16 protein-coding genes are annotated in these 20,775 nt (G+C 68.2%); 5 read left to right on the top strand and 11 right to left on the bottom strand.

Annotation, left to right across the window (positions count from 1 at the left end; translation table 11 throughout):
* Positions 1 to 86: 86 nt before the first annotated feature.
* Positions 87 to 557 carry a hypothetical protein gene (locus tag AB1L88_RS21355; RefSeq protein ID WP_367098725.1) on the bottom strand — a complete coding sequence of 157 codons (471 nt, stop codon included), beginning with the start codon at positions 555 to 557 and terminating at the stop codon, positions 87 to 89.
* A 189-nt stretch (positions 558 to 746) separates the two neighbouring features.
* The gene (locus tag AB1L88_RS21360) at positions 747 to 1,847 is read right to left on the bottom strand and encodes a DUF1559 domain-containing protein (protein ID WP_367098726.1); all 1,101 of its coding nucleotides are present in this window, start codon (positions 1,845 to 1,847) and stop codon (positions 747 to 749) included.
* A 694-nt stretch (positions 1,848 to 2,541) separates the two neighbouring features.
* Between AB1L88_RS21360 and AB1L88_RS21365 the strand changes: the two genes are divergently transcribed.
* Complete coding sequence (locus tag AB1L88_RS21365) at positions 2,542 to 2,901, top strand: hypothetical protein (protein WP_367098727.1); 360 nt, start codon at positions 2,542 to 2,544, stop codon at positions 2,899 to 2,901.
* Between the two features lie 111 nt (positions 2,902 to 3,012).
* Here the strand turns inward: AB1L88_RS21365 and msrA are convergent, their stop codons facing one another.
* Positions 3,013 to 3,750 (bottom strand): peptide-methionine (S)-S-oxide reductase MsrA, encoded by a 738-nt coding sequence (gene msrA / locus AB1L88_RS21370; protein ID WP_367098728.1) that lies wholly within the window; start codon positions 3,748 to 3,750, stop codon positions 3,013 to 3,015.
* Positions 3,751 to 3,967: 217 nt separating this feature from the next.
* Here msrA and AB1L88_RS21375 point away from each other — a divergent pair, with 217 nt between their 5' ends.
* Positions 3,968 to 5,509 carry a hypothetical protein gene (locus tag AB1L88_RS21375; protein WP_367098729.1) on the top strand — a complete coding sequence of 514 codons (1,542 nt, stop codon included), beginning with the start codon at positions 3,968 to 3,970 and terminating at the stop codon, positions 5,507 to 5,509.
* Here the strand turns inward: AB1L88_RS21375 and AB1L88_RS21380 are convergent.
* Positions 5,484 to 9,182 (bottom strand): HEAT repeat domain-containing protein, encoded by a 3,699-nt coding sequence (locus AB1L88_RS21380; protein ID WP_367098730.1) that lies wholly within the window; start codon positions 9,180 to 9,182, stop codon positions 5,484 to 5,486. The genes AB1L88_RS21375 and AB1L88_RS21380 overlap by 26 nt on opposite strands.
* A 341-nt stretch (positions 9,183 to 9,523) precedes the next feature.
* Between AB1L88_RS21380 and AB1L88_RS21385 the strand changes: the two genes are divergently transcribed.
* Both AB1L88_RS21385 and AB1L88_RS21390 read left to right on the top strand, forming a co-directional pair.
* Positions 9,524 to 9,874, top strand: a complete 351-nt coding sequence (locus AB1L88_RS21385) for a hypothetical protein (RefSeq protein WP_367098731.1) — start codon at positions 9,524 to 9,526, stop codon at positions 9,872 to 9,874.
* 230 nt (positions 9,875 to 10,104) lie between these two features.
* Entirely contained in the window at positions 10,105 to 10,872 is a 768-nt protein-coding gene (locus AB1L88_RS21390) for a hypothetical protein (RefSeq protein WP_367098732.1), read from the top strand.
* On the opposite strand, the gene AB1L88_RS21395 is transcribed toward AB1L88_RS21390, so the two are convergent.
* The 4 genes from AB1L88_RS21395 to AB1L88_RS21410 all read right to left on the bottom strand — a co-directional run bounded on the left by AB1L88_RS21395 (position 10,869) and on the right by AB1L88_RS21410 (position 14,108).
* Positions 10,869 to 11,699: an MIP/aquaporin family protein gene (locus tag AB1L88_RS21395; protein WP_367098733.1), complete on the bottom strand. Its 831-nt coding sequence runs from the start codon at positions 11,697 to 11,699 to the stop codon at positions 10,869 to 10,871. The two genes, AB1L88_RS21390 and AB1L88_RS21395, sit on opposite strands and share 4 nt — an antisense overlap.
* Before the next feature lie 65 nt (positions 11,700 to 11,764).
* On the bottom strand, positions 11,765 to 12,439 hold the full coding sequence (locus tag AB1L88_RS21400; protein WP_367098734.1) for a DUF1080 domain-containing protein: 675 nt from the start codon (positions 12,437 to 12,439) through the stop codon (positions 11,765 to 11,767).
* Between the two features lie 74 nt (positions 12,440 to 12,513).
* On the bottom strand, positions 12,514 to 12,837 hold the full coding sequence (locus AB1L88_RS21405) for a hypothetical protein (protein WP_367098735.1): 324 nt from the start codon (positions 12,835 to 12,837) through the stop codon (positions 12,514 to 12,516).
* 41 nt (positions 12,838 to 12,878) lie between these two features.
* A complete protein-coding gene (locus AB1L88_RS21410; protein WP_367098736.1) occupies positions 12,879 to 14,108 on the bottom strand; it encodes a hypothetical protein in 1,230 nt (409 codons plus the stop codon).
* A gap of 501 nt (positions 14,109 to 14,609) precedes the next feature.
* Between AB1L88_RS21410 and AB1L88_RS21415 the strand changes: the two genes are divergently transcribed.
* A complete protein-coding gene (locus tag AB1L88_RS21415) occupies positions 14,610 to 16,040 on the top strand; it encodes an Nramp family divalent metal transporter (RefSeq protein ID WP_367098737.1) in 1,431 nt (476 codons plus the stop codon).
* Positions 16,041 to 16,207: 167 nt separating this feature from the next.
* On the opposite strand, the gene AB1L88_RS21420 is transcribed toward AB1L88_RS21415, so the two are convergent.
* From AB1L88_RS21420 to AB1L88_RS21430, 3 genes are all read right to left on the bottom strand, one after another.
* On the bottom strand, positions 16,208 to 16,747 hold the full coding sequence (locus tag AB1L88_RS21420) for a hypothetical protein (RefSeq protein WP_367098738.1): 540 nt from the start codon (positions 16,745 to 16,747) through the stop codon (positions 16,208 to 16,210).
* A 205-nt stretch (positions 16,748 to 16,952) separates the two neighbouring features.
* Complete coding sequence (locus tag AB1L88_RS21425) at positions 16,953 to 17,333, bottom strand: helix-turn-helix domain-containing protein (RefSeq protein WP_367098739.1); 381 nt, start codon at positions 17,331 to 17,333, stop codon at positions 16,953 to 16,955.
* 1,437 nt (positions 17,334 to 18,770) lie between these two features.
* Positions 18,771 to 20,654, bottom strand: a complete 1,884-nt coding sequence (locus AB1L88_RS21430; RefSeq protein WP_367098740.1) for a hypothetical protein — start codon at positions 20,652 to 20,654, stop codon at positions 18,771 to 18,773.
* Positions 20,655 to 20,775: the final 121 nt, after the last annotated feature.

A 20,775-nucleotide genomic window follows, 5' to 3' on the forward strand; every position in this document is an offset into this window, starting at 1 on the left:
GTCCTGGGACGGGGACGACCGGTCGTCCCCGGGCCATGGGGTTCGGGGTCGATTCCGGGTCGGGACGGACTCGCCCGGCCGGCTCATCAGTCCGTCAGGTCGAAGTCGAAGCCGTTCGATCGTTCCTCCACCGTGGCGGTCAGACCCGAGGTCGTTTCCAGCTCGTACTTGGCCGGGATCAGTTTCTTGGCCGCCTGGGTCGCGGCGATCACGTCGTCCTGGCGGCCCGCGCCCCCTTGCATGTTCGCCTCCACCCGGGAGTTGTCCACCTCAAGGGCGATGATCCGGATCTTGTACGACCCCGGGAACGCCCCGTCGTTGGTCCCCGCGGTCGAGAGGCGATAGCGCCCCCCTTCGATGGCCCCGGACGCGGCCCGCCCCGTGTTCTGGTCGTCGGGCACGAAGAAGATGTTCCCGTGCGGGACCGGCTCCCCGTTGTAGGAGACGGTCCCCGACACCGGGTAGCGCTTCCCCAGCCCGTCGCCGCCGCAGCCCGAGACGGTCGTCAGCAGGGCCAATCCCCCCAGCATCGCAAGCGATCGCGTCAGCCCATTCATCTGCAAGAGTCCTTGGGTGTGTTGCGTTCGTGAGTGTCGCGGAGGTCGCGCCCGGCCCCGGGAGAGCCCCGGGCCGGGGCAGGGGACCAACCGCGTGCCGCCCGGCCCGGCGATCCGGGCATCCTGCGCGCAGGAGGCTCGTCCCGCCGGGCCGAGGTCGGCGAAGTCATGCCGAGCGAGCGCGGCACCTCAGTACTGATCGGCCGAGATCACCTCGCCCCCGTTCCGGCTGCCGAGGGCGCAGTAGGTGACGATGTTGATGCTGTCCTTGAGGAACTTCACCGAGCCGTCGGCGAAGAGGAAATTGGCCCCGCCGGGGTGCTCGCTGGCGAACCCCTTGGCCGCGGCCCCGAACCGGCAGCCCAGCGGGGCACTCGCCGACTGCCAGAGATTCAGGCACGACGGGTCGTTCCCCGGCACCGTGTTCGAGTTCCAGTTCAACGGGATGGTCGTGCCCGCGCTCGACCCGTTGAAGTGCCAGAAGTTGCTGTCGGCGGCCCGGTACGGCAGGGTCTCCCCCACCATGATCGTGTTGCTCGTCCCGTCGCGGACGCCGGCCATGTTGGTCGTCTGCAACTCGCGATAGTCGGAGAACCCGCGCATGCGCCCCCCGCTATTCTTCGTCCCCCAGAACCCGTGATAGCCGATCCGAGGCTGGCCCGGCGGCAGCGTCGTCACGCTGGGAGGGGTCTCCCACGGGAGCCCGCCGTTGAGGATCCCTCCGGCGTAGTTGTCCCCGAAACTCAGGGCATAGCTCGACACCGGGACCCGATCGACCGGCGTGGTCGTCCCCGGCCGGAACGGCGGGTTGCCCGCCGGATACTGGCCGAGCCCGTTGGCCTGCCACGACCTCAGGCCCCCCTCGAGCTCCCCGTCCGACGGGCAGAGGAAGGTCGTGTTCACGGTCATCCAGGCGGTGAACATGGCCCCCGGATCCGGCCCGGCGCCCAGCGAATTGATGTTCAGATTGATGGCGTCGTACGTATTCCGCCCTTCGACCTGCGGGAGGATCAGCGCCCGCCAGCAGAGCAGATTCGCGTTCCCCGCCCAGACGTCCCCCTGGGCGAATCCGGTGATCCCCCCCGTGGGGAAGGCCCCGAACTGGTCGTGGTAGTTGTGCATCGCGATCCCGATCTGCTTCAGATTGTTCGTGCACTGCGCCCGCCGGGCCGCCTCCCGGGCGCTCTGCACCGCGGGCAACAGCAGCGCGATCAGGACGCCGATGATCGCGATGACGACCAGCAGCTCAATCAGCGTAAACCCAACCCGTGAACGAGCCTTGATATGCATAAGGGGTGCTCCCGCGCGCCAGGCGCAGTTGGAAAACACGGCGAGGTCTCAGGACGAGCCATCGTCGCGGCGTCTCGGAAAGGAATGTTCGGACGGGAACGGCACGCCGTGCGCGGTGGCGCGGCGAGGGTCGTCGGATCAGCCTCGGGAGAGTGTCCATCCCTGAAAGAGTTGAAACCCGTGATGCTCAGCCCGGCGGGGCCTTGAACCTCCATCGAGCTCGTCGAGACATCGGGGGCCTCTTCTGGAATATCAGGCTTCTCGATATTGGTCAAGAAACAAATCGGGATTTTCTGAATATCAACATTTCGCAGACCTCTTTGGATCACGAGTGTGTGCAAGGGTGTGGGCGCGGGAGGGTCGCCGTCGCGTCGCCGGGGCCGGGCCCGACTCGGCCCGGAGACCCGGCCCGCTCGGCTCCCCGCGAAGCCGAGCCGATCCGGGCACGCGCGGCCGCCCGCCCCGCCCGCCCCGGCGTGCCATCACGGGCGTCACCGGGCGGGAGCCCTCCCGAATCGACGCCCCGCCGCCGCGTCGAATCGCGCCGCCTCAGGCTGGCGGCACGGGCCTTGCTCCGCGACGATATCTGTCACTCGACGCCCGGATCGGCGACCTCCCGGACGCAAGCCCGACTCGCGCGATCGTCCGGGCGCCGTTCCCCCTGATCGTCGTCGACAACGAGGATTCACCACCGATGAAGCGTCACCTTGCTGCCCTGGTGGTCGCCGCCGCGGCGACCCTGGCCGTCCCGGGATCGAGCCGCGCGCAGGCCCCGGGCCTGGCCGCGCCGGGCTCCCCGGTCGTCATCTCGTCCCCGGCCGTGCCGGGCCCGACCGCCCCCGGCGCGATCGCCGTCGACCCGGGGATGACGTTCCCCTACAGCTACTCGGCGGCCTTCCCCAACCGGGCCCGGCAATACGTGCCTTACGGCCCGACCGACGTCTTCCCGTTCTACGGGACCCCTTACGGCCGGCCGTACGACCGCTGGACCTGGGCCTCCATGACCGGCCCGCCGGGCGCCCTGCAACGCTACTATTACCCGCCGGTGCGCTGAGCACGCACCCCCGTCAACGAACAAACCCGAAGGGAGCCGGCCGGCCATCGCCGCCCGCCCCCTCCGGGTTTCGCGCCTCGAACCGTCACCGTCACCGTCACCGGGCTCCGCTCAACGCATCTTCTCGCGGAACGTCTGGGAGAATTTCTTGAGCTTCGGCACGATCATCATCTGGCAGTAGCCCGCGCTCGGGTTCTTGCGGAAGTAATCCTGATGATACGGCTCGGCCGGGTAGAAGACCTGGAACGGGACGACCTGCGTCACGACCGGCCGCTTGAACACCTTGTTCTCGTTCAGGCGCTTCTTCAGGCCCTCGGCGATTTCTCGCTGCTCGGCGTCGTGGCAGAGGATAATCGATCGATACTGGGTGCCGATGTCCGGCCCCTGGCGGTTCAAGGTGGTCGGGTCGTGGGTCCGCCAGAAGATCTCCAGCAGCTCGGCGTAGCTGATGACCGACGGGTCGTACGTCACCTGGACCACCTCGGCATGGCCGGTCCTCCCGGTGCAGACCGCGTCGTACGAGGGGAAGGGGACCTGGCCCCCCGCGTACCCCGAGACCACGTCGTGCACCCCCTTGACCAGCTCGAAGACCGCTTCGGTGCACCAGAAGCAGCCGCCCCCGAAGGTCGCCAGCTTCGGCTCCGACGAGACCGGAGGCGTTGGTTCTTCGGACTGGGGCTCTTGCGGCGTCTCCACGCTCGGGTCCTCCTGGGGGCGATCGGCCGCCGGGCGGTCGCCCCGGGTTTGCGACGCTTGAGGAACGATTGCTCGGGAGGTCGGCTCCTGCTCCGGGGCCGGGCCCATCCCGCCCACCGCCAGGAATGTGGCGGAGACAAGTGCGAGGATCATCGTCAACGGGCTCCCAATGGGGGCCAGGGCCACCCCTGAGGTTCCGGGCCGCGCAGCCCGAACCGGGTTGGCCTGATCGCCAGCGGTCGCTCATATTGTATGCATCGGCAACCTGATTCCCAGAGAATCCCGGAATCGTCCCCGAGGATTTGCCCCTCGACCGAGGCGAATCATCCCCTGCGTTCCGGGCGGGCGACTCCCCCGAAGGACTTCGGCCATGCAAGACGTTCCACGAGTGCGATCGGGGCGGCGATCCCGAGCAGGAGTTTCGCTGCTGCTGATTGCGTTCGTCGCGACCGCCGGGGTCCTGTCCGGGGCCAGCTTCGACGAGCCCCCTCGATTCGACGGCGCAGGCTATGCCATGCTCGCCCGATCCATCCTCGGCGGCTTCGGCTACCGAGACATCGACCACCCCGACGCCGCCCCTCATGTCCACTTCCCGCCCGGCTACCCGCTTTCCCTCGCCGCCGTCTGGGCCGTCACGGGCCGATCGCTCGCCGCGGCCCACGCCTTCTCGATCGCCTGCACGGTGGCCGCCGTGGTCGTGTCCTGGTCCTGGTTCCGATGGCTCTATCCGGCCCGCGTCGCGCTCTTGCTCGGGCTCGCCCTGGCGATGAACTGGACCTGGCACCGCTCCGGCGGCGCGATCCGATCGGAACCGCTCTACGCCTTGCTCCAGCAGTTCGCCCTGCTGGCGACCGTCCTCGCGGTGCGAAGCACGAAGGCAAGGGCAGGGGAGGGCGCCTCGGTCGGCTCCTGGCTCGGCTCGCTCACGCTGACCCGGCTCGTCGGCGCGATCATCGGCGTGGCGGTCGCCCTGGAACTGCTCATCCGGCGACGGTTCAAACTGCTCGTCGCCACCATCGCCGCCGCCGGGCTGGTCGTCTCGCCGTGGGCCTGGCGCCTGGTCTCGACCCCGAACACCACCCACCTCGACTACTTCCCGAGGCAATCCCTGTCGCAGGTGATCCTCGGCAACGCCTGGTTCTACCTGCTCCGCATCCCCGACGCGCTCAGTGCCCCGTTGATCGAGGTCGGGACCGTCTTCGTCCCGCGGGCCGCCCCGGTGGCCTCGGCGTTCGCCATCGCATTTGCGGTCGTCTTCCTCGTCGGCCTGGCCCGATCGCTCCGGAGCGATCGGCGACGGCTGGCCGGCCTGGTCGTCGCCTGCAACCTGGCCCTCTTGCTCATCTGGCCGTTCACCGAGGCCGGCCGGTTCCTGATCCCGCTGGTCCCGCCCTTGCTCGTCGTCGCGCTGGAAGGGATCGCGGCGATCGCCCGGCGGGTCAACCCGACTCCCCTCCGCCCCCGGACCCTCGCGGCCGCGCTCCTGCTGGCCCTGGCCACGCCTTACGCCCTCTACGCCGCCCTGACCGGCCGGGCCGAGGCCGAACGTCGCCTGCAAGGCGTGGTCGACCCCGCCTTCGCCTGGATCGCCGAGTCGGGCGACCGCCCCGGGCCGATCATGACCATCTACCCGGCCGAGGCCTTCTGGTTCACCGGCCGCCCCGGCCTGACCTCCCTGCCGCTCAAGGGGGAGCCCGACGTGGCCGGGCAGATCGACCGTTATGGCGTCGCCTACCTCATCGCCACCGAAGGCCGCTTCGCCCGGGCCCTCGACGACCCCATCTCCCGGTTCGTCGCCGAGCACCCGGATCGCGTCCTCCTCCGCTGGTCGAACGACGACGAGGGGATCCGGGTCTTCGAGGTCCTCCCGCCTCCGGGCGAAGCGATCAATCCCCCCCGACCGGGGCCTTGAGGCTCATCAGGTACGCCACCAGGTCGGCGAATTCCCCGGGCTTGAGCGAATCGACCAAGCCCTCGGGCATGATCGACACCTGGCCGAGGCGTCGCTCCTCGATCCGCCCCTTCTCGACGCGGACGATCTGCGCCTCGGCATCGGCCAGCACCAGCTCCCCCGCCGATTCCTCGCGGACCAATCCCGCGACGACCCGGCCGTCGTCGGTCGCCACCAGAACCGGCTGATACCCGGTGGCGATCCGCTCCGACGGCTCGAGGATCGACCGGATGACCTCCGCGCGGTCGTACTTCGCCGCCAGCCCCGTCAAATCGGGGCCGATGTCCGAGTCCCCCTTGCCGTCGGCCGCGTGGCACTTCACGCAGCCGATGCCGTCACCGGCGAAGAACAACGCCTCGCCCCGCCCCGGGTCCCCTTCCTGTTCCAGGGCGAACGCCCGCAGCGCCTCGACCCCCGAACCGGCCTCGGCCCGGGCCAGCAACTCCTGGCCTTGGTCGGACACTTGCACGCCGAACGCCCACGTGCCGATCCCCTGCCGGACCCGCATCACCAGACGATTCGAACCTTCCCGCAACCGGACCCGCACCCGGTCGCTGTCGGGGGCATACGGCCGACCCGCATACTCGCTGACCTCCAGGATCGGCTCGCCGTTCAGCTCGACGATCATCGAGCCGCTGGAGCCGAACAAGAGCAGGGCCTCGCGCTCCGCGTCCGACGCGATCTCGGCCGTCGCGAACGCCGCCAGGTCGGGCGAGCCGGTGTCGTCGTAGCCGAAGCCGCCGACATCCCCTTGCCCCTCCTTCAGGTCGTCGATCACCACCCGCCCGGTCTCCGGCTCGGCCTCCCTCGGGTGCCAGGCGATCGTCCTGCCCTCGACCCCGGAATGCGTCTCCGAGAAATCGATCTCGGTCGATCCCAGGAACACCCGCGCCGTCGTCCGCGCGAACGGGCCGATCACCCGCCAGTCGACGACCGGGGTGAAGGTCGTCACCACCCGCTCCAACGCCTCGGCGGCAGGACTGGCCGGATCGACCGATCGCGCGTGCTCCTCCAGTGCCGGGCGCACCCGGTCCCGGATCGCCAGCAAGGCCGCCTCGGCCGATCGCCTCAGATCCGGGTCGCGATCCCCGAGCGCCCCCAGGAAGACCGGCAACGCCTCCGGCTCGGGCATCGCCGCCAAGGCCCGTACGAGCATCGACCGGAGCGACGGGTCAACCTCCCCGGAGCCGGCCATCTCCACCAGCTTCGGCACCGCCGGCCGATGACCGAGCGCCGCAACGGCCGCCACCGCCGCCACCCGGGCCGTCGGGTCCGGGTCGTCCAGCCGGGCGGCCACCCGGTCGAGCAGATGCCCCGGCAACCCCTCGACCGCCGCCAGCGCCCCGAGCGCCGCGATCCGGACCTCCGCCTCGCCGTGATCGAGGAAGCTCGCCAGGTCGTTCGGCGGCAGGGCCCCCGAGCTGGCCACCTTCGGCAAGGCCCGCGCGACCAGGTCGGCCGGGGCCTTCGGGTCGAACGCGACCGTGAACAACGCCCGCAACGCCTCCGGCCCCTGCAGGTGCCCGAGCGCATCGACCGCCGCGGCCCTCGCCGGCGCCGGGGCCAGCGGATCGACCACGATCCTCGCCAGCATCGGCACCGATTCCCGGTCCGCCAGGTCCCCCAGGATCAACGCCAACGCCCGCAGGTTCTCCCCGTCCGATTCCCGGCCCAGCCTCGCCCTCAGGTACGGCGCGGCCGACGGGCCGACTCTCCTCAGGCCGACGATCGCCCGGCCCCGGACCGTCGCGTCCGGGTCGTCCAGCGCCCGGATCAGGCCCATCGCCGCGACTCGCATCCCCTCCCGATCCCAAGCCTCGGTCTTCTGCGGCATCGTCCCGGCCAGCGGATTCGTGCCGAACCAGGCCCCGTCCCACTCGGGGACCTTCAGCAGGATCTCCGCCAGGTTCTCCACGATCTCCGCCCGAACGGTCGCATCGGCCACCTCGCCCAGCGCCTTCGACAACGCCTCGGCCACCGGCACGGCATAGGCCTCGTCGGTCAACCGGATCGCCGCCTCCTGCCGCGCCGGATCGCCCAGCGCCTCGCCGATCGCCGCCGCGTCCCAGGCCCCCAGTTCCCGGATCGCCCGGCGGATCGACCAGGCGACGAACGGATCAGGTTCGCCCAGCCTCGCCATCAATGCCGGTCCCGCCGACGGGTCGCCCAGCTTGCCCAGTGCGATGGCCGCCTCGCGCCGCACGACCGGCTCCGGGTCGTCGAGCAACCGTTCCAGCTCTGGCTTCGCCCCCTGGTCCTTCCGAATCCCCGCCCGCTTCGCCGCCTGTGCTCGCACGATCGGCTCCGCGTCCGTGACCATGCTTCGGATCGCCGCCGACGCCTCTGGGGTCCCGATCGCGTCGAGTGCCCAGAGCGCGTGCAGCCTCCCCTGCGTTTCGCCTTCATCCCCCTTCAACCGATCGACCAGCGGGGCCACCGCCGCCCCCCCTTGCTTCGCCAACGCTCGCTGCGCCCGGAGTCGCACACGGTGATTCGGATGATCAAGAGCTTCGAGGCCCAGCGACTCCGGTTCCTCGGCCCCCAGGTGCTCCCCGTCAGCCGGAGCCACACGGTACAGGCGTCCCGTCTCCGCATCCGGCAAGAGCCAGTTGCCGATCCCCCAGTCCACCACGTAGAGCGACCGGCCGTCGGCCGCCTCTCGGATCGAGAACGGGCGGAAATCGGCCACCGCCCCCGCCGAGACGAACGGCTCGCGGCGCGTCAGGCGGAAGGTCCCCCCGTTCGGGACCACCTCCATCCGAAAGACCGTCTGCAAGCCCCAGTCGCAGATGAACAGGTTCCCCCGGTACGCCTCGGGCAGGCCGCCCCCCTTGGCCACGATCCCCTGCGTCCCCGACCCGCCGAGCTGCCCCCCGACGATCGGCAAGGCCCGCTCGGGCTTCAGCAGGAACTCGTACGGATACCCGTAATGGCCGCCGACGATGTGGTGCGTCAGGCTGTTCGGCCACTTCTTGCTGTCGTCGTCGTTGCCGTAGGTGAAGATCTCGTCCTGAGCCGTCAGCATGGCCGACAGGGGGTTCCGCTCGCCGGTCGAGACCACCTCCAGTCCGCTGCCGTCGGGCCTGACGCGGACGACGCCACCCCCTTTGAGCTGAATGGTGGTCCCGTCCGCGCCGACCCCGTTCGGAATCCCCTTGTCCCCCACGGCGATGTAGAGGAACCCGTCCATCCCCAGTTCCATCCCGCCGGCGACGTGGTCATTCAGGCCGCTGAAGCCGGGGCGATCGGGGCCGAGGCCGGTCACCAGGTCCACCCGCTCGTCCTCCTCGCCGTCGCCGTCCGTGTCCCGGAAGGCCGAGAGAAAGGGCGCATGGACGACGTAGAGGGTCTCGTCGATCCATTCCAGGCCCATCACCGCCCACAGGCCCTCGGCGAACGTCGAGATCGAGCCGTCCGGCCGGATCGCGACCACCGAGTCGATCGGCTCGGTCGGCGGGCCGGGCATGTCCATCGGATCCTGCCCGAGGTAGACCGTCCCGTCCGGGGCGGCCACGATCGCCGTCGGGTAGAGGATCGCCGGCGCCTCGGCGACCAGCTCGATCGTCCACCCTTCCGGGACTTCCGGCAGCGCCGGGGCCGATCCCTGGGCGATCGCCGGCGATCGTCCCGTCACGGAAACGACGATCCCGAGGCACGCCATCGTGCAAGCCAGAGAACCAAGGACCGATCGGCGCATGGCAAAAACCCCCGGGCCGGGAGGAGTTCGGATGGATTGGCGATGCTCGGGCGGGAGACGGGTCGGGATTCTATCCGCAACCGACTTGACCGACAACGCGACCCGAAGTCCCCAGCCGGTTCGACCGAGTGACCGAGCGATCGACCGACCGGGCGACGATCTTCGCGCCCCGGCCCGCCGATCATACAATCGACGGGGCGTCCCGCGCCGCGTCGCATCGCGCCGGCCCGTCGCCGTTTCCAATGGTCTCGATGGCGAACCGCGTTCTGGAGCCTCCCGTGTCCCCGAGCTACGACATCCTCCCGGCACACCCGTCCCGCCCGGTGCTCCCGAAGAGCCCCTCCTACCCGCAGCGGATCCACGTCAAGGAGCGTCCCGAGCTGGAGGCGATCCTCGAGCACTGGGATCAGCGCATCGCCGAGGCCCGCCGCAAGCTCGACGTGCTCGGCCAGTCGCCCGACCGCGCTTCGTACGACCGGATGTACGCCCAGATGCTCGGCGCCCGCGACCAGATCGCCCACTGCGTCTCCCGGATGCCCATGGAGACCGGCGACCTCTTCGCCGAGGACGAGCACCGCCTGCACGAGGCCGTCGCCGCCCTGGAGCGGATCGTCCAGCGCTGGAAGTGACCCCCGCCGCGCCGGCCTCGCCGCGGGCGCCCGCGCCCGCCGACGCGCCGCCGGGGATCGTGTGATACGCTTAACCTGGCTATCGACGGATCGACACCCATCGACCAGGGCTCCGGGTCGGCTCCCCGCCCATCCGATCCCTGCTCGACGGGACGATCGCCGTCTGTCCGTCGGTCGGGCCGAGCCACACGACCCCGCGTCGCTTGACCTTGGTGAAGGCACCCACGCTCATGGATCACCCCCGCCCCGGCCGCTCGCGACGACGAGCCAACCCGACCACGCCGACGCTCGAATCCCTCGAAGGCCGCCTCCTGCTGAGCCGAGCCGCCCGCCCCTCGCCCCTCCGGGAGCCTCCGGCCCTGGTCCACGAGGCCCGAGTCACCCCGGCCCGGCCCTTCGCCGAGGCCCTCGCCCAGCGGCAGGCGGCCGCCATCGCCGCCCGGCAACACCATGCGGCCGAGGCCCGGCAGCAGCACCACGCGCCGATCACCTCACGATGGTCGTGGCTGGCCGACACCTACTGGTACGTCCCCCCGGCGAACCTGCCCGCGGTCGTCTACGACCCGTCGAGCGAGGCCATCCTGCCGGTCTCCGACCAGACGGTCTTCCACATCACCGGGTTCCGAGGCGGGTACTTCTGGGGCGTGACCGTCTCCCAGCTCCAGGACGCCGAGCCGACCTGCTCGACCATGGTCGGATCGGTGACGCCGGAAGGCCGGGTCCTGATCAATTTCACGATCGCCGACGACTCGACCAGCCCCACCATCACCCAGGGGATCGGCCGGATGAGGCCGAAGTTCGGCCAGTGGACGATGGAGAACCAGATGTTCTCGAACCCGAGCGGCCAGCCCCAGGTCGGCCACTGGGCCTACATGGTCCAGACCCGCCCCGGCCTGCCGAGCTGGGAATCCCTGCCCGGCGTCGGCGTCTCGGTCCCCGAGTTCCTCAGCAACTGCCCGGATCCCGGCCCGCAGCCGATCGGCCCGCCGACCCACTAACTGACGATCGTCCCCGGCGGGGTCGGTTCGTCCTTGCTCGGCAAGTTCGGATGGACCAGCAGGTCGTAGACGAAGACCCCGACCACGCCCCCGATGAGCGGCCCGACGATCGGCACCCAGAAGTACCAGCCGTGCGTCTCGAACGCCGCCGGGCCCCAACCGAGCAGCGCGGCGGCGATCCTCGGGCCGAGGTCCCGGGCCGGGTTGATCGCGTATCCGGTCAGGCCGCCGAGCGACAGGCCGATCGAGAAGACCAACAGTCCCACCAGGATCGGCTCGAAGTAGTCGCGGAACTGGGTGTTCCGCCGATCCGAGAGCGCCCGGACCCCCACCAGCAAGACGGCCGTCCCCAGGATCTCGCTGAACAAGGACCGCCAGGTCACGCCGAACGCCGGGGCGGTGAAGAAGACCCCCGCCCCTCCCGCCGCCGGGTCCTGCAATCGGCCCTCGACGAGCCGCCCCCGGGTGATCCCGTTGGCCGCCTCGAACGCCCGGAACGCCTCGGCGTAATCGACGTAGACGAGCATCGCCCCGGCGAACGACCCCGCCACCTGCGCGGCCCAGTACGCCGGCACGCGGGGCCAGGGCAATTGCCCCCGGACCGCCAATGCCAGCGTCACCGCCGGGTTGATGTGCCCCCCGCTGAGCCGGCCGCTGAGGTAAATCCCCAGCATCACCGCCAGGCCCCAGCCGGTCGTGATCACGATCCAGTCGGCCTGCTTGTCCAGCAGGACGACCGACCCCACCACGCCGTTGCCGAGCAAGACCAGCAACGCCGTGCCCAGGAATTCGCCAATGATCGCCGATTTCAACGGTGGTTCGTTCATGATCGGAGCAAGCCTAGACGGCGCGCCCGTCGCTCGCAAGAGGGCAGGGGCCCTTTCCGCTCAAGTCACTCGCCCGACAGGTCCTCGACCCGAACCTCCCGGAACTCGACCCGGCCGTTGTGGCACTGGAGGCCGATCCGGCCGGCCTCGCGCTTCAACCCCGTGTGCTCCTCGTCCAGCTCCGGATGCCGGTCGATCCGGTCGTCCACGATCGTCGCGTCGTTCAACCTGATCACCACATGCGGCCCTTCCGCCCGAATCTCCATCGCGTTCCAATCCCCGGTCGGCTTCAGGTGGCCCGGTTCGGCCGCCGCCACGTGGTAGATCGACCCCGTGCGCTGCCACGGCTGGATCGTCGCGTAACGCGGGTGGTCGTCGTCGAGGATCTGGATCTCCATCCCCGTCCGGGAAATGTGCGACGTGTCGGCCGGCGCCCGCAGATAGACCCCCGAGTTGCTCCCCGGCTCGACGATCCGGAACTGCAGCCGCAGGACGAAATCGGCGTAATCCCGCTCGGTCCCGATCCAGCCCCCTCGCTCGCCGTCGACGACGATGCAGCCGTCCTCGACCGTCCACGCCCCCTCGTTCTGCCCGCCGAACCGCTCCCAGCCGTCGAGCGACCGGCCATCAAACAGGGTCTGGCCGCCATCATCTTGCGCCGGCGATGCCTTGTCCTCGGCCCCAAGCATGGCCAGGGTCAACAACCAGACGAAACCCATCGGGGGGGCAATTGCGGTCATCGGTGCTCGTCTCTCAACGAAAGTCAAAAAGGTGGGAGGTTTGAAGCGGGTAGACGCGACTCCGACCTATCCCATCAGGTCGATCCCCACGGCCTGACGATGGCCGCGGCCTCCAGGCTCGGGTCGTCCACGTCGGTGATCCGGAACCGAAGCCCCGGCTCGACCGGCACCGGCAGATCCAGCAATAGCCGCACGCAGGTGCAATCGCGCTCGCTGATCGATGCCAGGGGGTGACGGCGGATCACCCTCGCCTCGACGTCGGCCGTCCGGATGTGGGTCATCCAGCGCGAGCCCTCGACGCAGCGTTCCAGGAGCTCGTCGATCCGGGCCGAATCGGCGGCCGTCACCAGGGCATCGACGCGGTCGACTTCGCGGGCATCGGGGTCTTTCCCGGACATCGAGCCTCCCCTCGTGGTCGTTCCTGCGTTGCGAAACCGCGTCACCGGGCCGTCGACGCCGGGCCATCCGCCTCGGCCGACGAGGCCAGCACCCTGGCCGCGAGGTACGACACCAGGTCGCCCCCCGACCGCGCATGCCGGGCCAGCAGGTCCGGCCGCCCGCTCGCCTGGCAGAGCTGCATCAGGCCGGGGCAGAGGAGCAACCCCTCGGGCACCCCTTGCAGATACTCGGCCGCCAGCGGGATCGCCTCCTCCTGCCTCCCCAGGCGGTCGAGCAGCCGGATCAAAATCTGGGCCGGCAGGGTCGAGGCCAGGTCGTCGCCGTCGGGGTCGGCCGGCTCCAGCTTGGCCCGGAAGTGGGCGATCGCTTCGTCGACCCCCTCGCCGAGCAAGGCACGCAGGTAAATCCCGTGGTCCTCGTAAAGCTGCTCGAACGGCGGGTCCCCCTCGTAGCGGTGCCGATCGCTCAGCCGACGGCCGTACTCGGTCAGGCCGACCGCCTGCCGGATCGCCTCCGGGTCCTGGAGCAACGGGCTCATCCGCACGACCGCCGCCAGATGCGACGTGTCGATGTGGTAAGCGTCGTCGTCGTACAGCCACGGATTCGCCCCCACCAGCTCGGCGATGGTCGCCCCGTCGGCCGGCTTCGGGCGCCCCGATCGCTCGATCTCGGCCGCCAGCGTGGCCCGCAACTGCTCGTGCAGGTACCGCACCAGGCGATCGGCGCAGGGCCGGCGGGTCGCCTCGTCGGCGGGCAGGTGCTCGAAGGCCGTGATGGCCGAGCAGGGGCCGTAGGAGACGAGGACCAGCTCGAACCCCCGGACCGGGTGGACCCCGTGCTGGAGCGCCAGCTCCATGATCTGCCCGAGCACCTGGCCGTCGGTCGCGGCCGGGTCCACCTGCTCGATCGCCTCGGCCACCGGCTCCTTCTCGCCGATCGTCCGGAAATACGGCCACGCGCCGATCAGGTCGCCGGCCTCCAGACGCTTCCGGCCGACCGTCCGCAGGGCCTCGATGTAGCGGTCCTCGTACCGGGTCCGGGTCGGCTCGGGCAGGCTCGACAACATCCCCGAGTAGACCGCGGGCAATCCCAGGTCGAGCCGGGCCTTCAACAGCAGGGCGTCGAGCAGGGCCCGGGGCTCCTCGCCGCGATCGAGCCGCGTGATGAGCCGGTCGATCGCCGCGGTCGCCCCCTCGTCGGTCAGGGCGTGGTCGAGTTCCTCAAACGCCGAGTCATCGACGGCGCGATCCGAAACGTTCGCGTCGTTCATCGGTCCTCTCGGGGCTGTTGATTGGTGGCGAATCGACCGAGATCGAACCCGGCCCGGACGGCGCGACGCGGCACGGCCCTTCCCGAACACCGGGACACTTCCTCCGCGTATTCTCCCCCCTTGTCCCGGCTCCTGGCAAGCGGCGATCGCCCCGAACCGCGACGATTGCCACGTCCCGACGCCGGCCTTCCCTGTCGTTTCTTCCCTCCACCTTCCACCCATCGCGAACCGGATGATCCTCCTCGCCCCGCTCGCTCCGGCAACCGAGGCCGGAGCGCGAAACCCGAGTCGCCTCGCCGAGTCCCAGGCGATGAGTCCAGTCGTCGCAAGACGTTCGCTCCTCTGTCCCTCCTCCTCATCGCTCTCCGCGTCTCCGCGTCTCTGCGCCCGATTCCGCCCCCCATCCCTCAACCCTTGCTGGGCGGTTGCGGGCGCCCCGCGGTGCCTTTACGATGACCTCCGAACCGATCCAATCCGCTCTCCCCGGACTTGGCCGATCCCATGAGCCGCACGAATTCCCCGGCCCCCGCCGTCGACGACCCACGCCTCGGCCAGGTCGATCAGATCCAGGAACCGCCCCCGACGCTCGGCAAGGCGCTCCGGCAGATCGGCCCCGGCCTGATCCTGGCCGCGGCGATCGTCGGCACGGGCGAGCTGATCGCCACCACCCACGCCGGGGCGAAGGCCGGATTCGTCATCCTCTGGCTGGTCATCATCAGTTGCTTCATCAAGGTCTTCGTGCAGGTCGAGCTGGGCCGCTTCGCCGTCTCCAGCGGCCAGACGACCTTCTCCGGCTTCCGATCCCTGCCGGGGCCGGGGCCGTTGCTCGTCTGGTGGTGCGCGGTCATGCTCCTGGTCACGCAATTGCAGATCGGCGCGATGATCGCCGGCATCGGCCAGGCCGCGTCGATGATCCTGCCGCGCGTCACGGTCCTGCTCGGCGGCAGCCTCGGCCTCAATGAACGTCCCGAATTATTCTGGGGGGTGCTCGTCACCGCGTTGACCGCCGGGATGCTCTGGACCGGCAGCTATCGCCTGGTCGAGCGCACGATGACCGCCTTCGTCGCCGTCTTCACCCTGATGACCGTCCTCTGCGTCCTCCTCCTGCCGCCCGACGTGGCGATCCGATGGGACCAGCTCGCCGAGGGGCTCACCTTCCGCATCCCCAACGACCCGACCATCATCATGGCCGCCCTGGCCATGTTCGGCATCACCGGCGTCGGCGCGACCGAGCTGCTCAGCTACCCCTACTGGTGCATGGAGAAAGGCTACGCCCGGTCGACCGGCCCCCGGGACGACTCGGCCGCCTGGACGCGACGCGCCCGCGGCTGGATGCGGGTCATGCAGCTCGACGCCTGGATCAGCATGGTCGTCTACACCATCGCCACCGTCGCCTTCTTCCTGCTCGGCGCGGCCGTCTTGCACAACCAGACCGAGGCCGGCGGCCTGCCCGATCGGGTCGACGAGATGATCCTCACCCTCGTGCAGATGTACGAGCCGGCCCTCGGCCCGACGGCGGCCAGGTGGTTCCTCGTCCTCGGCGCGATCGCCGTGCTCTACTCGACCCTCTTCGCCGCCACGGCCGGGACCGGCCGCCTGCTGGCCGACTTCCTCCGCGTCTGCGGCTACTACCCGAGCGATTCCGAGGAATACCGCCGCAAGTGGGTCCGCTTCTTCTGCGTGGCCCTGCCCATCTTCGGCCTCTTGCTCTACATGGGCCTCGGCAGCCCCGTGCGGATGGTCACGCTCGGCGGCCTGATGCAGGCGATCACCCTCCCCCTGATCGCCTCCGCCGCCGTCTTCCTCCGCTACCGAAGATCCGACCCCCGCGTCACGGCCGGGAAACTCTGGGACATCCTGCTCTGGATCTCGATGCTCGGCCTCATCTTCGCCGGCGGCTACCTCGGCGCCTCGCAACTCGACCTATTCTGATTGACGGCATCCACAGATGCCGTCAATCAGCCTTGGGAGCGAGGATAACGGCCGAGGCGATACCCCTATGAGCATTCCGGCTGGCCAGCGGATCGCCCCGACCATGTATTCCAACTCAAGCCAATTTGATAGTCTTAAAACTGCACACCAAGGTTAGTGGTGGTGTCCTACGTTGACTGAACAGCCGGCCGGTTGAACCATTCTGCCCAGGTCCATACGTGATCGGTCAGTCCTGCCGCCAGTGCCGGCGATCGCTCCTGCCAGCGCCCGTACCCATCCTTGACTCGTAGCGTCCGGACACACCAGCAGAAGTTGGCACTGTACAGCGTCAGGTAGGTCATCGCCTCATGGACCCGCCAGTCCTTGCTGAACCGGTACGTCTTGCGGGACTTCCGGGCGTTACGGCCCCGGTCGGTCGCGTTCTGCCGCTCGACGAACGAGGTGTTGACCCGGTGGCTCGCCGCCGACTCGCCCAGCGCGGCCTTCAGGCCCTTCGGCGCCCCGAAGACCTGCCTCTGCTCCACGGCGACGACGCGATTGTTCTCCCGGTGCTTGTGCACGGTCGCGTAGATCACCTCGTCCGGCAGCCGTCGCTCGGGCACGACGCGCGGCCGCCCCGGTGGGCGTCGCGGCGGTGCGGGCACCGGCTCGCTGAAGACCTCCTCGATCGCCGTCGCGTAGGCCGGGTACTCGTCGCTGGTCATCAATGGCGGCGGCTCGCAGCCCACCCGCTGCTCTACCTCCGCGACGATCGCGCGGGCATTCTCCTCTGTCCGTGCCCCGGGGACTACTGCCAGGACGAGCTTGTGCTCGGGGTCGAACGCCACGTAATCCCAGTAGTCGCCGCGGTGGTCGTCCTCGGGATTCGCGGGATCGCAGTTCTTCTGCTTCTTGGCGACGAACGACCACTTCTCATCGAATTGGACCTCGCGGGTCTCGGGGGGAAAAAGCCACGACCTCGTCGTGGGTGTCCTCCGCGTGCCGGCCGGCCAGCAGGGCCAGCCGGGTGACGGTATCCTTGTTGACCCCCACCAGCCGTGCGGTCTGGCGGACGCCGCAGCCGTCGGCCAGGTGCTGCAGCACCGCCAGGACCTTGTCGTGCGGCAGCTTGGAGTTGAAGAAGGGCGTGCCCTTGAACTCGGAGAAGCGGGCCTTGCAATCCCGACAGTAGAGCAGCCGGTGCCGGGCCTTGCCGAAGTGGTCGATGACGAGGATATTCCCCCGGTCCCTCCGTCCGTAGGCGACGCAGTCGGGGTTCTGGCAGCAGAAGCGGGCGAGGTCGTCCGTGGGCATGGCGCATCCGAGATCGGTCTGTATCGACGAGTCTAATCCTGGACGACCAGCCTACTCATCGCTAGAATCTCATTCAATAACTGCCGGACACCACCAGGTTAGTTTGGAACTGTCTAAAGCAACAGTTGATCTTCAACTTGGTTTTGAATGTAGAAGTCGAATCGACTGGCGAACCTCCTGCAAAGTTCCAACTGCGACATAACTCCTGAAATAATAACTATCAATCGGCATACAACAACTATTTGTGGGATTACCATTCGATCCTTTAGGACCAAGCACAAAGAGAGGCCCACACGCATTAGTGCTTGAGGCAATATTTGTATTGTGCACGTACTTGTAGTAATTGTAATTCAAGCTGCTTCCAATATTGGGGTTTGTAGACACGCCTTGGGGCCAAGGGGCGTAGAAACCCAAAGCAAATTGGCCGTTGGATGTGGAAAGGATCATGGGAAGTGAACTGAGAGGAGGCCACGAGTTGACCGGAACGCCTATAGTCACCAGGTTGTCCGAAGCAGGATCGTAAGTGTAGAATTCACTGAATTCGCGGTTGAGAAAACCTATTGGGCTGAAATTGGCCATATGAGTAACAGCTTGCGACAATGTTATGACAACTTCGAATCGGACAACTTTCGGATCTCCAGGGTAGTTGAATGCGGGCTCCGGCGGCATACCAACCGTAACCTGCTTAAAGATTGTGTCATTGGAGCGAACTGTATTATTCTCAGCAATGCAATAGCCATTCGATTCCCCTGGTCTCAGCCAAAAAGCTGGCCGAGATCGGGATTGCAACACATTGCCCGAAACCGCGTAATACTCTAGGAAACTGGACGTCGAAAGCTTTCGCCCGTCCCAGTTACTACCGGCTTCCGTGGGATTGTTGCATTCGCCAGACCCGTTGAGTTGGTAAGCAACCTGCAGTTGCCTCCCGTGATCCCATCGATTGATAAACTGTTTTCCGTTCCAAACCAGTGAGCTAATTGCTCCTGCTTCATATGACGACGACCTCAATGTGACAACGCCGTTCGTGATCGGCGTCGCAACGTGGCTTGGGCCCGGATTGTTGTTATTCGACTGCGCGAACCCCACTCCTGTCGAGGTAAATTAGAGTATTATAGGCGTCAGCGCGATGATTATTCTGATTGAGTATCTGATCATGGTGATATCTGCCTTATTTCCTTGTTTTGCTACACGAGGCATCCTGTACGGTAGACACACTGTATAGTAAAGCAGACCTATTTGGGTACTGGCAAGAATGGAAAATTTTTTAACGAATTTAAGGACAAATGCCGATATCCGTGGCCGTCAATATTCTCATGGACCCTGAATCCTTTGATTCAAGGGGGAGCTACGTATCCCAACCGACAAGCCGCGACGACGAAAACTCGGAGGGTTTCCCCTGGAGCGGCGGACTGGCGTACGACCCCTTGATCGTACTCGTCAGTCTCCGTGCTCGGAGAATCTCGGTGGACCGATCCTGAGCGGGCCCGGGGTGGCTATGACGACACGCATGTATCTCGAACGCCCGAAGCTCCAATGCGGGACCTCATCGAGGGCCAGGATCAGCCGATCCCGGAGGTCCCCCGCCGGGCGGTTCCAGCAGATGCTCCGCGATTCGGACCAGTCCGAGCCGTCTCCCGACCACCAAAGCGAGCCCCTGCCGACCCGCGACCACGCCGGCAACTCCAGGATGATCGGCGCTGACAGGTCCCCGAGCCGTCGCGGGAACTCGTAGTCCACGTACGAAGGCCAGCCGAGCGACAGCCCGGTGTCCGTCGATTCAGACGGCTCAATCCGGTGAGAGTCGACCCTCCGTCCGACGGCCGGCGTCGTCCGACCATCGCCCCGGGGATCGGGAGCGGGGCGGAGGGCCTCGGTCACGTCCTTGCCGCCGCAGAGGGCCTCCAGATCGTCAAGGCTCAGGCATGAGCGCAACACGTCGCCGACCATCGCGTCCGACACGACCGGGCTCGCGACCGTCGGACCCATGAGCTCCAGGGCGCCGCCCCATGCGTTGGGATACCATCTTGGCCGGATCGGGCCGAGCGTCGAGAGGGCCTGATCCCGCGAGATCCCCTCGCGTCGGCACAGGGCTTCGAGCCGGACGACCGCGGAGAGCGTCTCAGCCTGCGCCGCGAACCGATACGCCGCGAGGCCCTTGCCGAACGACCCGATGTTCAAGAAGAGGAGACAGAGGGCGATGCAGCCCGCCGCCCGCAAGGCCCTCCCGGGCCGATGATCGAACCGATGCAGCATCTCTCGCAGCAGGGGGGCGGTCACCAGCAGCAGGCCGGCCAGGGGAAAGAGGTGGTAGCGCTGGACGGCGAAGAGCCATCTCGGCTCCTCGATCGAGCGGAAGCCGTATGTGAGGGCATATCCGCCCAGGAGAAGGGCGAGTCCTCCCACGATCAGGGGGCGTCGAGGAGCTCTCCGAGCGAGGCCGATGGCCGCGATCAGCCCGATCAAACCGAGTGCCATCGCGACGCCGGTCGGCAGGTCGCCGACGACGTCGCCGAGGCCGAGCGTCCGGGGCAGGAGGACCCCTGCGGGGGCCTGGCAGGCGAGCCGGAAACCCCGGGCGAACTGCCCGTTCGCCCGGATGCCTTCGGCGATCGAATCCTGGGAGCCGAGCAGGCGGACGCCCAGAAAATAGGCCAAGGTCCCCAGCATCGGGACCGCCGCGAGCGTCGCGACTTGAAGGGGAGGGCGGCCCTCCCGACTGCCCGAGAACGACCTCAGCGACCCGATCGGGCCGGCAAGCACGCCGATCGCCGAGCACATCGGGGCGAGGCAAGCCGCCACGGCCGTAACAACGAGCCGGGGGCGGCTCGGCCGCCTCGCCGCCGCCCGGGCCCCCATCCAGGTCGCCAGGGTCCAGAACAAGGCCCAGGAGAAGCTGCTCGCCGAATACCACCAGGCGGCCTCAAGGTGGACCGTCGACAGCGCGAACCAGGCCGAGACCACCAGGGCGGTGGCCGATGAACCGGTCTCAAACCGGATCAGCACGCCGAGGCCCGCCGCGCAGAGGCCGAAGGGGATCAGCGAGGCCACGGTGTAGGCCATCGGCGCCGCCTCGAGGTGGCCGCCGGTGCATGCCCACGCGACCAAGGTCACGAGGTTGAAAAACGGAGCCACGTGCTCGTTGAAAGGGGAGGCGAGGACCTCGCTCGGCGCCATGACCCGAGCGGCCCCGACGCGGATCACGTCGTCGGAATAGAGGCTCGGGCTAGCGAGGCGGAGGCCATGCGGCGCGAGACAGATCGCGACGAAGACGACCCCCCAACCGACGTGGGTCCATCGCCCGCCCCGACGCGATTTGGGCATCCTGCTCTCGGCCTGCATGAATCGCCCTCCCGATCTCCGGTAAATGCCCTTGCTCGGACGAGCGCGGGGTCCAGACCGCCGGACAAGAACATCCGACGAGCCGAATACCACATCAAGAACG

It is taken from the genome of Tautonia sp. JC769 (genome assembly GCF_040717455.1).
Lineage (GTDB): Bacteria > Planctomycetota > Planctomycetia > Isosphaerales > Isosphaeraceae > Tautonia.

Excerpts from the sequence above, each read along its gene's own strand:
- AB1L88_RS21355 (WP_367098725.1), bottom strand. The coding sequence starts at position 557 with ATGAATGGGCTGACGCGATCGCTTGCGATGCTGGGGGGATTGGCCCTG.
- AB1L88_RS21360 (WP_367098726.1), bottom strand. The coding sequence starts at position 1,847 with ATGCATATCAAGGCTCGTTCACGGGTTGGGTTTACGCTGATTGAGCTG.
- AB1L88_RS21365 (WP_367098727.1), top strand. The coding sequence starts at position 2,542 with ATGAAGCGTCACCTTGCTGCCCTGGTGGTCGCCGCCGCGGCGACCCTG.
- msrA (WP_367098728.1), bottom strand. The coding sequence starts at position 3,750 with ATGATCCTCGCACTTGTCTCCGCCACATTCCTGGCGGTGGGCGGGATG.
- AB1L88_RS21375 (WP_367098729.1), top strand. The coding sequence starts at position 3,968 with ATGCAAGACGTTCCACGAGTGCGATCGGGGCGGCGATCCCGAGCAGGA.
- AB1L88_RS21390 (WP_367098732.1), top strand. The coding sequence starts at position 10,105 with ATGGATCACCCCCGCCCCGGCCGCTCGCGACGACGAGCCAACCCGACC.
- AB1L88_RS21395 (WP_367098733.1), bottom strand. The coding sequence starts at position 11,699 with ATGAACGAACCACCGTTGAAATCGGCGATCATTGGCGAATTCCTGGGC.
- AB1L88_RS21400 (WP_367098734.1), bottom strand. The coding sequence starts at position 12,439 with ATGACCGCAATTGCCCCCCCGATGGGTTTCGTCTGGTTGTTGACCCTG.
- AB1L88_RS21405 (WP_367098735.1), bottom strand. The coding sequence starts at position 12,837 with ATGTCCGGGAAAGACCCCGATGCCCGCGAAGTCGACCGCGTCGATGCC.
- AB1L88_RS21410 (WP_367098736.1), bottom strand. The coding sequence starts at position 14,108 with ATGAACGACGCGAACGTTTCGGATCGCGCCGTCGATGACTCGGCGTTT.
- AB1L88_RS21415 (WP_367098737.1), top strand. The coding sequence starts at position 14,610 with ATGAGCCGCACGAATTCCCCGGCCCCCGCCGTCGACGACCCACGCCTC.
- AB1L88_RS21425 (WP_367098739.1), bottom strand. The coding sequence starts at position 17,333 with ATGCCCACGGACGACCTCGCCCGCTTCTGCTGCCAGAACCCCGACTGC.
- AB1L88_RS21430 (WP_367098740.1), bottom strand. The coding sequence starts at position 20,654 with ATGCCCAAATCGCGTCGGGGCGGGCGATGGACCCACGTCGGTTGGGGG.